Annotated in this window: 11 protein-coding genes; 3 read left to right on the forward strand and 8 right to left on the reverse strand. The window is 44.3% G+C overall.

What is annotated here, in order from left to right; genetic code table 11:
* Positions 1-242: 242 nt before the first annotated feature.
* Entirely contained in the window at positions 243-587 is a 345-nt protein-coding gene (locus tag ACKWCA_RS22515; protein ID WP_413980503.1) for a hypothetical protein, read from the forward strand.
* 46 nt (positions 588-633) lie between these two features.
* Here the strand turns inward: ACKWCA_RS22515 and ACKWCA_RS22520 are convergent, their stop codons facing one another.
* Positions 634-999, reverse strand: a complete 366-nt coding sequence (locus ACKWCA_RS22520; protein ID WP_413980504.1) for a DUF1456 family protein — start codon at positions 997-999, stop codon at positions 634-636.
* 139 nt (positions 1000-1138) lie between these two features.
* Between ACKWCA_RS22520 and ACKWCA_RS22525 the strand changes: the two genes are divergently transcribed.
* Positions 1139-1540 carry a TerB family tellurite resistance protein gene (locus tag ACKWCA_RS22525; RefSeq protein ID WP_413980505.1) on the forward strand — a complete coding sequence of 134 codons (402 nt, stop codon included), beginning with the start codon at positions 1139-1141 and terminating at the stop codon, positions 1538-1540.
* A 166-nt stretch (positions 1541-1706) separates the two neighbouring features.
* On the forward strand, positions 1707-2132 hold the full coding sequence (locus tag ACKWCA_RS22530; RefSeq protein ID WP_413980506.1) for an Hsp20/alpha crystallin family protein: 426 nt from the start codon (positions 1707-1709) through the stop codon (positions 2130-2132).
* A 107-nt stretch (positions 2133-2239) separates the two neighbouring features.
* On the opposite strand, the gene ACKWCA_RS22535 is transcribed toward ACKWCA_RS22530, so the two are convergent.
* The 7 genes from ACKWCA_RS22535 to ACKWCA_RS22565 form a co-directional block, all read right to left on the reverse strand.
* The gene (locus ACKWCA_RS22535; RefSeq protein WP_413980507.1) at positions 2240-3820 is read right to left on the reverse strand and encodes a M20/M25/M40 family metallo-hydrolase; all 1581 of its coding nucleotides are present in this window, start codon (positions 3818-3820) and stop codon (positions 2240-2242) included.
* A 131-nt stretch (positions 3821-3951) separates the two neighbouring features.
* Positions 3952-5940, reverse strand: coding sequence for an excinuclease ABC subunit UvrB (uvrB, locus tag ACKWCA_RS22540; protein ID WP_413980508.1), 1989 nt, complete (start codon positions 5938-5940; stop codon positions 3952-3954).
* 32 nt (positions 5941-5972) lie between these two features.
* Positions 5973-8090 (reverse strand): BspA family leucine-rich repeat surface protein, encoded by a 2118-nt coding sequence (locus tag ACKWCA_RS22545; protein WP_413980509.1) that lies wholly within the window; start codon positions 8088-8090, stop codon positions 5973-5975.
* A gap of 195 nt (positions 8091-8285) precedes the next feature.
* Positions 8286-9734, reverse strand: a complete 1449-nt coding sequence (locus ACKWCA_RS22550; RefSeq protein ID WP_413980510.1) for a T9SS type B sorting domain-containing protein — start codon at positions 9732-9734, stop codon at positions 8286-8288.
* Between the two features lie 134 nt (positions 9735-9868).
* On the reverse strand, positions 9869-11317 hold the full coding sequence (locus ACKWCA_RS22555; RefSeq protein ID WP_413980511.1) for a T9SS type B sorting domain-containing protein: 1449 nt from the start codon (positions 11315-11317) through the stop codon (positions 9869-9871).
* Positions 11318-11326: 9 nt separating this feature from the next.
* Positions 11327-13072 (reverse strand): T9SS type B sorting domain-containing protein, encoded by a 1746-nt coding sequence (locus ACKWCA_RS22560; protein WP_413980512.1) that lies wholly within the window; start codon positions 13070-13072, stop codon positions 11327-11329.
* A 34-nt stretch (positions 13073-13106) separates the two neighbouring features.
* Positions 13107-14810, reverse strand: a complete 1704-nt coding sequence (locus ACKWCA_RS22565) for a T9SS type B sorting domain-containing protein (RefSeq protein WP_413980513.1) — start codon at positions 14808-14810, stop codon at positions 13107-13109.
* Positions 14811-14841: the final 31 nt, after the last annotated feature.

Raw genomic sequence — 14841 nt, forward strand, 5'->3', positions numbered from 1 at the left:
ATCATAGCGTTACGTACTTTAATTGTGGGTTAACCTATTGACGTGCAGTTGCTTTATAGTGTCATGCTGCTTAGTTTTGCTATGTATATCGATGGATATGGTTTGCCTAAAAAATTGTTAAATCCAGTGTTGAATGTAACAATTTGAGAATTTAGACGTCTTTATAGCATATCATCAATCAATTATTAATCAAATCCCTAAACAATCGACAATCATCGAAGGGGTTAAAAAACAAACAAGTCATGAGAAAAATTAGTTTCGTACTAGTAGCTGCAATGCTATTATCTGTTGGAAGTACATTCGCAAACAACAATCCTGCAAAAAAAGGCAAGCCCTCTAAAAGTCTTACCGCTCAAATTGGGGCATTGTTGGATAATAATAATTTTACAGAGAACGATGAAGGCAAACAAGCCCAGGTATTGTTCACCCTTAACGACGATAGGGAAATCGTTGTCCTTTCAGTAGATGCCGACGATAATACTTCTCTAGAGGGGTTTATCAAAAGCAAATTGAACTATCAAGAAGTTGATTTGGCCAATTACAAAGAAGGTAAAAAATATACCGTTTCCGTACGGGTTGTAATTTAAGTGTTAGTTAATTAGAAAAAGTCCTGGTTATGCCGACAGCACGGTTTCAGGACTTTTTTTTGTTTTTGTATTTCACTGGGCTGATATCGGAATCGAATTTTTTTCGTTCCTGATGTCGAGGCGCTTTTTCCGATTTGCTGGCCGTACCTTTGTTTTGTTGACTCAAGAGCACTTCCCCTGGGTTTTTCGGATGTTCTTTGGTGCCTCTCAGATGCAGTATCAATCCATTCAAGAAGTTTCTTAGGACCTGATCTCCACACTCTCTGTAATTCGGGTGGTCGTCTTTTCTGAAAAAAGCACTTAACTCACTTTTAGAGATTTTAAAATCCGCTTGCTTCAGAATATCTACAATCTCATCATCTCTTAGTCTTAAGGCTACTCTAAGCTTTTTAAAAACATCATTATTTGTCATCTTGTAGTACTTTGTCGCAAGGTATTACAAATTGTTTTATGATTTCGTTGTTCTTTGCTTTTGCCTATTTTTATACGAAAATGTTGTTTTTTCTGTTATCTTTTAAAGCCAAGCAGGCGAATTAATTACGTTCCGAAACATGAGTACCCACAAAGAAAAACTGAGCATCCTTTCCGAAATGATCGAATTTGCGAAAGTAGATGGCGTAGTGAAAGATTCCGAATACCAATTCTTATTCGGTGTAGCCACCCAATTAGGGATTGACAGAACATTGTTTGAAGGTCTTTTTGAAAATGAAACGGAACACGTAATACCCAAAACGGCAGGTGATCGTATTTTGCAGTTCCATCGTTTGGTACTCTTAATGAATGTGGATCAGGATCAACAGGAAACGGAAGTGGGCCAGCTTCATAATATTGGCCTGGGCATGGGGCTGCCACCCTCCGCCATTAATCAAGTGCTCTCCATTATGCATCAATATCCGAATCGGGTAGTTCCACCAAAAGTGCTTATTGATATCTTCAAAGCGCATTATAACTAGGTCAATCCTGGTTTATTTCCTCGTTCAACTTAATTTTTTTGTTAAAAAAATGCCAAAATGACAGGCTTTTAAAGTCTAAGCATGTCAAAAGGGCATCTTATTTGCCTTGGTATAGCTTTTGTCCTACTCGGATTGAGTTTAATTTTTAATCAAAAACAAAAGCATCATGAGTATAGTGAAAAGAAATAATTTGGTTTTTCCGGCCTTAATGAACGAGATTTTTAAACCGGATTGGTTTGGTGGTATGGAAAATCTATCGAGCAATGTTCCTGCGGTCAATATTAAGGAAAACGAAAAGGACTTTGAATTAGAGTTGGCGGTACCTGGTAGAAAGAAGGATGATTTCAATATTGAGATTAATGATAACGTGCTGACGGTATCTTCTGAAATTACGACAGAGAGCGAGGCTGCAACACACAATTATTCGAGAAAAGAATTTGGGTATACTTCCTTTAAGCGGGCTTTTACATTGCCCGAGACCATTAACGAGGATCAAATTGAAGCAGCTTATGAGGATGGGATTTTAAAGTTTGTGCTTCCGAAGAAAGCAGAGGCATTGCCCAAGCCCAAGCGGCATATCGAGCTCAAGTAAGGTATTTAAAAGCTATGAGGCGTGCTACCACCGCTGGTGGCCCCGCATAGAGGTTGGTTTAGTTGGTTAGTTGAGAAACGCTTCGATTGAAAAATCGAGGCGTTTTTCTATTTTAAGGGTTCATCCAAAATAGCCAAGCAGGTGATGATACCCTCTAGAAAATTGCCAAGCCGTAAGTTCTCATTGGGGCTGTGGATGTTGTTGTCAGGATTCGGTATTCTAATGGATACTGCCGGAATTCCCAGTGTCTGTATGAATGGGGCGATGGGTTGTGACCCGCCAGTAGTCCGCATTTTGATGAAGCCATCACCAAAGACTTTCCGCATGGCCCGCCCCAGCTGTTCCCCGATGGGGGAGTCCATTTCTGTTCGAAAGGGCTGCGAGCCTAACCGATACGTAAAGGAGGCCAATTTTGAATATTTTTTTCGTTCTTCCTCCGTAGGGATAGAATCGACCAAATGATAGCCTTGGTTTAAGATATGCTCTTTCAAGAGTTGCATGAGTCGCTCTCCATCCGATTCAGGCACCAGCCGCATGTCGATTTCCGCCACTGCCTCGGAAGGGATAATGGTTCGAACACCGTCCCCTGTCCAAGCGGCGTTGAGGCCTCTGATGTTTAACGAGGGGTACTGGAGAGCTTCTTGGTAAGTTGAACCCACCTGATCGATGGATGCAATACCTAGCCTATTCTTGATGTTCTCTAATTTCTCTGGTACGGAATTCAGCTGTAATTTATCCTTTTCGGAGAGTTCAATGCCTTTGTAAAAGCCTTGGAGGGTGACCCTGCCCTGTTCGTCCTTTAGGCTGGCCAATAGTTTTGCCATCCCGAATACCGGATTTGGTGCAAAATTACCATACTGACCGCTATGTAGCGGATATCTTGGGCCGAAAACCTTAAGAGTGGCCGTGGCGATCCCCCTGGCACCGAAGGTAAGCGTTGGTAGGTTGGAAAGGTGGCGGGTGCCATCCATAATGTAAAGCATATCGGCAGCCAAGACCTTGCGGTTTTGCATGACCGCCTTGGGTAAAGATGGACTTCCCATTTCTTCTTGAAAATCCATAATGACCTTTACGTTGAATGTGGGCTCTATGTTGCGGTCTTGTAAAATTTGGAGTGCCGAGACTAAAGACATGGCCGGGCCTTTTGAATCGGACGCGGACCGGGCAAAAATTCTCCAGTCCGGATTAAACTCTTTTTCCGGCATGTCCGACTTGATAATCGTCCATTTGTTTTTGTAATCTATTTCCTTAAAAACAGGTAGGAATGGATTTTGCTGATTCCACTTCGTTGTGTCCACCGGTTGTCCGTCGATCTGTAAATAGAACAAAATGGTTTTTGCTTTTGGAGCTACTTTTTTCTCGGCAAGGAGTAGGGGAGCACCATCTGTTTTTATCACCTGCGTTCTGAATTTCAATTTGGAAAAAACGGAGTCGCACCATTGTAAATTCTGTTGGATCTGTTTCTCAAAATGACCATCATTCGGTAACTTTAAAAACGAGGTCAAATTAGAAATCGCTTCTGGAAATTTATGTGTGGCCAAGTCGTTGATTTCTTTTCCGGACAATTTTTGAGCATCTGAAAATTGTGAAAAAAAGAGAATGGAAAGCAGAAGTGAAAAATGTATCGATTTTAGACCCGAATAAAAACGAAACATTAAATATGTGTGTCTGAAATGAGTGGATTTCATGATTTAGTCTTGTCTAAAAATTTAAATTAAAATATTTAAAGCCAATTAGTTAAAATAATTTATATAAAGCTTTTTTTCTATTTTAAAAGCAGAGACTGTTATTATTGAAATTTAGGTCTTTTTTCTGGTAATTAGCCTTTTTCCTGTAACATTTTTATCTCATCCCTTAGTTTGGCCGCCTGCATAAAGTCCAATTCCTTGGCCGCTTTTTCCATTGACTTTCGCTTCTCCCGAATTAATTTTTCGATCTGTTCTTTGGTGAGGTATTCGAGATCCGGTTCGGCCGCGCGCATCTCTTCCTTTTCAAAATGATAGGTAGAAACCGAGTTCTTTGCCAAGGCACTGTCTAAATTTTTGGACAGTGCTTTCGGGGTAATATTGTGTTCCGTATTATAGGTCGTCTGCTTCGCTCTTCTGTAGTTGGTTTCATCAATTGTTTTCTGCATGCTTTCGGTAATCTTGTCCGCATACATTATCGCTTTTCCATTTAGGTGTCGCGCAGCTCTTCCTACAGTTTGTGTTAAAGAACGGTTACTTCTCAAGAAGCCTTCCTTGTCTGCATCTAAGATGGCGACCAAGGAAACTTCGGGTAAATCCAACCCTTCTCTTAGCAGATTCACCCCGATTAATACATCGAAAATACCTTTTCTTAAATCCTGCATGATCTCCACTCTTTCCAAAGTATCCACATCGCTATGAATGTATCGGCATCTAATATTGATGCGATCCATGTATTTGGCGAGCTCTTCGGCCATTCGTTTGGTCAAGGTCGTTACCAAGGTCCGTTCGTCTTTTTCAACACGCTGTTGAATCTCCTCGACCAGGTCGTCAATTTGGTTAAGGCTAGGACGAACATCTATAATGGGGTCTAGAAGTCCTGTCGGTCGAATGACCTGTTCCACATAAACCCCTTGACTGAGTTGCAATTCGTAATCCGCGGGAGTCGCACTTACATAGATGACCTGATTCTGCAACGCCTCGAACTCCTCGAATTTTAGCGGACGGTTGTCCATCGCTGCGGGCAGTCTAAATCCATAGTCCACTAAATTGACCTTTCTTGAACGGTCACCACCATACATGGCATGTACCTGGGAAATGGTAACATGACTTTCGTCGACCACCATTAAATAATCGTCTGGAAAATAATCCAGGAGGCAGAAAGGTCGCGTACCGGGGTCGCGTCCATCAAGATATCTTGAATAGTTTTCGATACCGGAACAGTAGCCCAATTCACGAATCATTTCCAAATCGAAACTTGTTCGCTCCTCCAGTCGTTTGGCTTCCAAAGGTTTTCCGATTTCCTTGAAGTATTCGACCTGTTTGACCATGTCTTCTCCAATTTGATGAATGGCGTTCTGTAGCACATCCTGCGAGGTTACGAACATATTGGCGGGGTAGATTCTCAGACTTTCGAATTCTTCTAAAATCGTATTATTGAAAGGGTCGAACGACTCTATCTCCTCTATTTCATCCCCAAAAAAGTGAATCCTGAAGGCATGATCGGCATAACTTGGGAAAACATCCACAACATCTCCTTTGACCCTGAAATTTCCGTTTCTAAAGTCGGCCGTCGTTCTGGAATACAATCCTTGTACGAGTTGATGAAGGAATTTTGTTCTTGGGATGACCTGATCTCTCTGGATATTGATGACGTTCTTTTGGAACTCAATGGGATTACCGATTCCGTAGAGACAGGAAACGGAGGCGACCACAATGACATCCCGACGACCGGAAAGTAATGAGGAAGTGGTGCTTAACCGCAGTTTTTCAATATCCTCATTGATAGAGAGGTCTTTCTCGATGTACAGGCCAGAGGTGGGTATAAATGCCTCGGGTTGGTAATAATCATAGTACGATACAAAGTATTCGACCGCATTGTCAGGAAAGAACTGCTTGAATTCAGAGTATAATTGAGCCGCGAGTGTTTTATTATGGGCCAAAACCAAGGTGGGCCTTTGCACTTTTTCAATGACATTCGCGACAGTAAATGTCTTGCCCGATCCAGTAACTCCTAAGAGTGTCTGGTACTTCTCGCCCGACTCCATACCTTCTACCAATTGTACGATGGCCTGAGGTTGGTCGCCGGTCGGTTTGAATTCCGATACTACCTTAAACTTCATTTCCTAAAAATACAAAAGAGAACACGACTATTTTATCGTTTTATGGCGAAATGTTGGCTAACGATCTCACCACTTTCAGCATCGAGGTATTGGTACCAATAATCGGAGGCCGGCAGTGGTTTTCCGGCGTAGGTGCCGTCCCAACCTTTGTAGAGGTCCATCGTTTGAAAGACCAGTTTTCCATAACGGTCAAAAATGCGTAATTCACCTTGGAATCGGCACCTATCGTTCTTCATTTCAAAACGGTCGTTTATCCCATCCCCGTTAGGTGTCATGAACTTTGAAAATTCTATGGCACAGGTTTGTTCTGCAGTAGGTTCGCAAATATCAGGGTCGATGGTCACTGTAAAACTACTTTCACTACTACAGCTGCCGGATTCAAAGTAAATGTATATCATTTGTGATGTATTGATGATATTTCCGGAGCTCAATTGGGTTCCATTGCCCCCACTTTCGGTATAATAATTGTTGCCGACCGAAAGAATCGGCAAGGTGTAACTATTGCACGCTTGCACATCCTCCATCTCGTCGGCGACAGATGTGTCATTAATGGTAATGGTAAAGCTGGTTTCATCCGAACAGCTACCGTTACCGGTATGAATGAACAGTGATCGTGATTCGATAATCAGATCACCTGCATTGAGCAACATCCCGTTCGCATTGCTTTCAGTGAAGTAATTGTTTCCGGCACTCAATGGCGGTAGCGTAAATGAGTTGCATTCGTTGACATCGATGAGGGTATCGGCAATCGGACCACCGGTTATGGTAACGGTAAACATACTTTCGTCGGCGCAACCCGGAGTGCCCGCATAGATATAAATCGTTTGCGAGCTTGTAATAACATCCCCTGCATTGAGCTGATTTCCTCCACCATTGGTCTCGGTGTAGTATTCATTTCCTATGGAAAGTGCAGGTAGGGTATAGGAATTGCAAACGATCATATCAGATAATACCTCCGCTGTAGGTTCGATGATGGTAACGTTGAAAGAACTTTCATCGGAACATCCCAAGCTACCAATGTAGATGTAAATGGTCTGCGAGGTGGTGATGTTGTCGCCTGGATTTAATAGTAGTCCTCCCGTATTGGTATCCGTGTAGTACTCGTTGCCCGCAGTCAAAGGCGGCAAGGTATAGGCACTACATTCCGTTACATCCAAGAGGCTGTCAGCGGTGGGCGGGTTACAAGAAGTGGTCAACGTTAAATTGAAATCTTCTTCGGAGCTACAGCTACCAGTACCATCGTAAATGTAAAATGTTACTGGATAGGCCGGAAAGTCTGCAAATAGAATAATCGCTCCGGCTTCATAGGCAGTACCAGTTCCATTGGGTCCTGTATAATAACGTTCTCTACCCGTAAGATTGCTTCCAGTGATTTCCGGTAACAAAACGCCGTTCACATGGGTTTGGTGAGGTATGTCGTTTACTACGGGTGCGGCGGCCCCAGCATCCGTAATGGTCCATCCATCGGTATTGGTCATATTCGTTCGAGCGATGAGACCATCGCAATAGTTGCTATTTCCTCCATGGAAAGCACTATTCGGCCGAAGATTTTGAAGGTCCCAACCGATCAGCAGGGCATCGTAATTTGCCGTAGAGAGAGTTGCGCCGAGGAACATATTTTCAAAATCCGTTACATTTTCAATAGTCCAGTTGCCCAAGTTCTGATCGAACGAGCTGGCATTGGCGAAGGTGGCGGACATGCTGGTAATGTTACTGACATCCCAGTTGCCGATATTCGAGTTGAACAAGGTACAATTGGCGAACATGGAGCTCATATCCGTAACGCTGGATAAGTCGGGAGCATCTATAAAATTACCGACCAAATTAGCGCAAGATGAGAATGCACCGTTCATGGAAGTCCAGACATTGTTCCCCCATTGCTCAATGCTCACCAGTTTTTCGGAGTCATTTGGGGGTTGAGCGCCGTTATAGATCCTAGGGAAGAGTCCTGTAATACTTACGGTATACGTACCGGGTGTTGCATAGGTGTGAGTGGCGTCGCCCGTGTGATCGGTAGGTGCTGTACCATCACCCCAGTCTACCGTATAATTATAGATCTCGTTAGGGGCCGTTGGAATACTGATGCTTCTGCCGTCAGAGGTTCCGGGATTATCCGTTTTCCATGTGGTCACGAAAGGTATGGTGCCCATGGGTAACCTGTCTTCAGTCATTTCAGGGCAAGCCGAAGGGTACAGTAAAGTACTGAAACAAAGGAGGAAGAATTGAAATAGAACAAGCCTCATTTGGTTTTAAGTTGAATTGAAGCATAGTCCGTACCAACTTGCAAGATACCCCTATACAGTGCTTCGTTTCTTTTTTGAATTCCGGTTTTGCCCATGTTTGCGTTACCTTTTTAATGCGAAATGCCCACGAATTTCCTGTCGATTCCGAAAAATGGCTTTGAACCAATAATCGGAAGCCGGTAGGGGACGTCCATTGAAACTTCCATCCCATCCGCTTTGATTTGGCCCGATTTGGGTTAGAAAATTGCCGAATCGATCAAATATCGAAATTACTTTTAAGCTTTGCTCAAAGTTCTCGGGAGGATCGATGAACTGCCAAAAATCATTGACACCGTCACCATTAGGAGTAAAAAAACGGGGAAAATCACTTTGATCTAGATCTCTATCGACTGATCTGGAAATCGTTCCACAACCATTTTTATCACGAACGAATACCACTCGCCCTCCATCTATCACGTTTGAAAAGATAGGACTGTCTTGGTAGGGTCCTATCTCGTTGTCCAGGGCAAATTCGTAGTCTCCGTTTCCGCTTGCTTGTATGGTAATCGTTTTCCCGTTCATTAAGTTAATGACTTCTACGGATTCAATAAGGGCCACTTCGGAGGCGACTACACTGAAAAGTTTCGTGCTTGCACATTCAATGGTTCCATTGGCCCCATCAACAAAATTATAGGCTTCATAACGGTATCTTCCGGGTTCGGTGATACCTACGCTTGTTGTTTCGGATAAGAGGGTTTCGGCACTTCCACTATTGGTGCGAAACCATCGAAAGCCATCGGCGATATCATCGGTGCTAATAGTATAGGGCAACTCATCGCTACATATGCCTACCAGACTTGGGAACTCGATTTGCGGTTTTAAGTAAATGGTCTCACCCGTGTGCTCATCGATAACGGGATCGCATGCGTAGGGCGAAGCGCCAGTGATAAAACTCTCTTCCGTACACGTGTTCAAATCACCATTGTCATTATAGGGAATTATCGTAACGAAAATTTCCGTGTCTTGCGGAAGGTCTTCAGGGGGTACGTAACGCACTGTATTGCCCACATCGAGATTATCCTCCAAATCGGTACCTCCCGGTTCGCTTCCCATAGATAGAATATAGCCGGTGGCGGTAGGGGCGTAGGCCCATACAATTTCTGTTATTATGGTAACATTGGCAGCGTTGTTGTCTGGTGCTATCAGGAACGTACATGGGGGTGGTTCGGTCACATCAATAGTGGTGAAGGTAATCTCTTCACAGTGAATGGGAGGTTGGTCGAAAGGTATAAGACTTAGTGTCAGGTAAAGCGGAGTGTTTTCCGGAAGACCCAACGGGGGGGTGTAAAAGTTGTCTACTCCGATGGGTTGGCTATCGAGTACATCGGTTCCTCCCGGTATGGTTCCAATTGTTAGTAGGTAACCGTTGATCCCTTGAACTGCCGGCCAGGTAATCGTGGCGTCCACTGGTACGTCCAACGTACCATTGGTCGGGTAGCTAATTGTCGGACATACCTGTGCGGTGGAAAAAAACCACGTCAATTGGAATGCGATAAATACGAACCTTCCCATACTAATAAATGAAAATCTTTCTGCAGCTATTCTTTGACTCGATAATCTAAAATTTGTAAATTTTATTTCCTTAGAATGCCTTGTGAGCCTACCTTTTTTGGCAGACTGGCTTGCTCCGAGGTTGTTTACGGTGATTACCGCTTGAGCGTGAAATGCCCATATATTTCCTGTTGACCAAACGAGGTCGCTTTGAACCAATAATCGGAAGCAGGAAGTGGTCGCCCGTTGAAAAGGCCGTCCCATCCAATTCTTTTAGGATCGATCTGCGCCAAAAAATTGCCATAGCGATCGTAGATACGAATGCGTTCAATGCTGGCCTCAACATCCGGGGGTGGTGAGAATTGCCAAAAGTCATGTATGCCGTCACCATTGGGAGTGAAGAATTGAGGAAAGTCTTTTGCCGAAAGTTGTCGTTCAACGATACGGCTTACAATGCCGCACCCATTCTTTTCACGAACATAAACCGTATGTTCACCTAAGGGCACACGGGTGAAGGTGTTGCTGTCTTGAAAGGGGCCATTTTCATCATCCAAGGCGAATTCATAGGATCCGGGTCCGGTGATTACGGTTATGATAGTCAACCCATCGGCTTCTCTGCTTACCTTGATCGTGTTGATTTCCGCAGGTCCTGATGGTATTACGGTAAACTCCTTGACCTGCGCACATTCAACTGTATTGCCGAGAAAAACCGCACTGTTATAGGCTTCATAACGATATCGCCCCAATGATTGAAGATTTACTTCTCGTGTTTGGGAAAGGAGGGTCTCGGTTCCATCGTCGTTCAGTTTAAACCATCTAAACCCCTGTGCGGTATCCTCACTTTGTACGGGTTTTGAATTCTCGCCCACACAAAAACCGATTTGATCTGGAAAAGAAATCTCCGGTTTTAGGGAGTATACGGTACCCGTTGCAGGGTTCGGTACGGCATCACAGTTAAATGTCGGAATACCTGTTATGAAAGATTCCTCTTGACAGGTACCGGCATCACCGTTTTCATTATATGGAGTTACCCGTACGAAAAATTCCTGATCTAAGGGTAGTTCGGTCGGGGGTTTATACTGCAACACATTGCCTACATCGAGGTCATTTACCAAATCGGTACCTCCCGAGGTCGTACCGATACTTATTCGATACCCCGTGGCCGTAGGCGCATAATTCCATGATATAGGCCGATTTACATTCGCTTGGGTCGCTTTGTCCAAGGGATAGGCCAAGGTCGTACATTCTGGTGGTGTATTCACGTTAATGGTAGTGAACTCCTCGATTTCGCAAACTCTAACGGGTTGGCCAAGCACAAATAGTCGGATGGTCACATAGATTTTGGTGTTCTCGGGCAGGCCTACCTCGGGGACGTAAAAGTTCTTGGTACCGGAAGATCTTCGATTGATGATTTCACCTCCCCCGGGGGTGGTGCCCAGTGATACCACATAACCAAAAATACCTTCCACTTGAGGCCATCTAACCTCGGTATCCACGGGTACGTCTACAGCCCCGTCAACCGGGGTCGAGATTCTAGGACATTGCTGTGCTTGTGAAAAAAATCCAAAGCATAGCGCCACGGTAATAAAAAATCTAGACCACATAGATACGTTCTATCGTTTTAGGGAAAAATGCCCTTTTATCTTGTTCTGTGTTGTTAAGGAAATAGCGGTAAACCAATAATCCGATGATGGCATAGGTCTCCCGTTGAATTGCCCATCCCATCCGAGGGCTAAGGGGTCGATCTGTTTGAGGAAGTTTCCGTACCTGTCGAAAATTTGAATGGCTCCAACGTTGATTTCCCCAGTGTCATTTGGGGGAATAAATTGCCAAAAATCATTGATTCCATCCCCATTGGGAGAGAAAAAACGCGGAAAACCTTCTAAAGTCAGGTCTTGAACGATACTTTCCTCGGCGATACCACAGCCATTCTTGTCTCTGACATACACTGTATAGGAACCCGATGGCAGCCCGGAAAACACATTACTATCTTGATACGAACCATCGATTTCATTCAATGCAAATTCGTAATTACCACTGCCGGTTACTTCTACCACAATCTCAAAATTACCGTTGAGCACTCGGGTATCCAATGATGTTATGGTCGCTATTTCAGAGGCCACGACTGTGAATACCTTGCTTTTGGTACATTCAACGGTATTTCCTGATTGGGAAACGGTGTTGTACGCTTCGTATCGGTAAAGACCAGCTTCGGAAACATCTAGCTGTACGTCTGACGAAATCAGGGTTTCATTGCCATTGCTATCGATTTTGTACCACCGAAACCCTTCCGCCGTATCTGTTGCCGAAACGAAATAAGGGGTTTCATTCTCGCAAAAGGATACTTCATCAGGGAAATTGATTTCAGGTGCGAGATCCACAAGTGCACCGGTCAGTGGATCTAAGTAAGGACCGCAGCCCAATACGGTTGAAAAGGTTTCTTGAGTACATCCGATGGCATCTCCGGCAACATTAAAGGGAATTATGCGGATAAAGAAGGTCCGGTTCGGGTCAAAATCCACTATTCGTGTGCTATTGGCGGTGAATACCACATTGTCAAGTACCTCACCTGTGGTCGGCGATAAACCTACAGTTACCCGGTAACCAATGGCATCGGGCACGGGAGTCCATTCCAAATTCGGCGTCAGTGGCACATTTATCGATCCATTTGCGGGACTAATGAGTTGCGTGCATTGAGGTAGGGTGGCCATTGCTCCCGTGGTAAAGCTATATTCGGTACAGGTATCGGGCGTCGATCCCGCAATGTTATAAGGTGTGATCCGGACATAGATGGTAGTATTGAATGGAAAATCGGCCGCTGGTCGGTACGATAGCACATTACCCGCATCGAAATTATTCAAAATCTCACTTCCCCCTGGAGTGGTTCCTATAGAGATAAAATAGCCCTCGGCGGTGGGGGTATAATCCCAGCTAATCGCGCTGGCAACATTTACATCGGTAGCTCCGTCGGTGGGAGAACTGATGATCGCACATGGGGGGGGAGTCGTAACACTAACTGTTCTGAAGGACCCCACGTCACATACGATATCCGGCTCGGGAGAATTGAAGAAAAAAATGGTGAGCCTGACATAGATAAGGGTGTTTTGTGGTAGTCCTAAGGGGGGCGTAAAAGCGGTGGCGTTACCAAGATTTCGCTCGTTTATGATTTCAGTGCCTCCTGGTGTGGTACCTATCGAAATACGATATCCTGGAGCAGCAACATCATTCCACATAATCGTCGCATCGACCGGTACATTGACATCACCATCCTCAGGCCCATTCAATTCGGGACAAGGAACTTGGCCACATGCAATACCAGCGCATAGGATTGCGATGAGAAATAGCAGTTTTTTTTTCATTTGATAGCATCAAACAGTACAATATACTTAAAGTCTATCTTTTCAGCGAAAAATGACCGTTAAAATCCCGCTCCCCATCGATGAACACTTCAAACCAATATTCAGAGGCGGGTAACGGTCTTCCATTGATAGTACCATCCCAACCATTGGAGTCCGTGGCTATTTGCAGAATAAAAACACCATAGCGGTCAAAGATGGAAATAGGTCCTACTTGTTTTCTTTTCGCCGCACTATCTGCTTTAAATTGCCAAAAATCATTGATTCCATCACCATTAGGGGTAAAGAATTTCGGAAAATCATCCACAGCTATATTTTGCTGAACAGGTCGTTGGGAAACGGCGCACCCATCCTTCGACCTCACAAAAGCAATATAGGAGCCTGGAGGCATGTTTTCAAATCTATTACTATTTTGAAATGGTCCATCTGCACTTTCAAGACTATATTCATAAGTGTTGTTGCCTTCGACCTCAACCGTGATTTCGAGGTAGTCGAACTTTTCTATGGCCAAGGCTCGGGTAATTCGTGGCCCTTCATCAATGACGACCGAAAACTCACTGTTACTGCTACATTCGATCGTTCTTTCAAACAAAACCGCCGTATCATAAATTTCGTAGAGATAGTTTCCAGGCTCAAAGAGTTCAATCACTTCCTTTTCGGATATCAGGTCGGTCGTTCCGTCCGAATTGATTTGATACCATCGGTACCCATCGGCCCTGTCCGGAGCGGAAAGTACCTTGGGTAATTGTGTATTGCAAAGGGCTATTTGGTCTTGAAGCGTGGTTATGGGGTTTAGAATGACTGTTTCGCCGGTAAGGTCATCGGTAAATGGACCACAGTCGACAATTGTTGTGAACGATTCGTTTGCACAACCTACGGCCTCACCGGCGTCGTTATAAGGTACTATGGTGACATAATACTTGTGGGTAGACTCCAGTTCGAGTAGATTGGTCTTGGTATCTTCAATATACGCCGTATAGAACACGTCGATAGGAAAAGGTGAGATACTAAGGGATACTTTGTAGCCACTGGCCCCATCAACAGGATTCCATTCTAGAGCTACTGATTTAGGTATTTCAATGGCTCCGTCGGTCGGATACCTAAGATTTGTACATTGAAGACTATTACTTACCGTCCGTATTGCAAAGCTCTCTTCATCACAAACAAAGGCCGGTGGTCCATTTTCATTGTACGGAACTATTTTTACATACACTTCTGAATTCAAGGGAAGATTGCTCGGTGGATCATAAAAGAGGGTATTGCCCACGTCAAATTCCTCAACGATATCGTTACCCTCTGGTGAAGTACCTATCGTGATTCGATACCCAGTTGCCAAAGGGGCATAATTCCAGACGATGTTTACTTCTTCTCTCACGAATATGGCATTGTTCAAAGGATCGCGAAGCGTCGTACAAGAAGGCGGTATGACTACATCTTCGGTAACAAAACTTCCTATCTCGCAATCGAAGCGCGTCAGGTCTTCATCGATAACGGTTAGGGAGACGTAGATTCGTGTGCGCTCAGGCAAGCCCTTTGGAGGCGTGAAATTGGCAAAGGTACCCGACGTCTTCTTGTCGATGATATTGGTGCCGCCGGGAGTAGTTCCGAGGGATATCAAGAAGATATGTTGCCCAGTGAGATTTTCCCATCTGATTTCAGTAGTCACTGCCACATCCTCATCGTTATCAAAAGGCCCTATGAGCTGCGGACAAACCTGCGCTCGGGCAAACCCTAAACTCATAAATACCATTATGTGAAACAAGACTCTTTTC

This window comes from Maribacter corallii (genome assembly GCF_047345415.1).
Taxonomy (GTDB): domain Bacteria; phylum Bacteroidota; class Bacteroidia; order Flavobacteriales; family Flavobacteriaceae; genus Maribacter_C.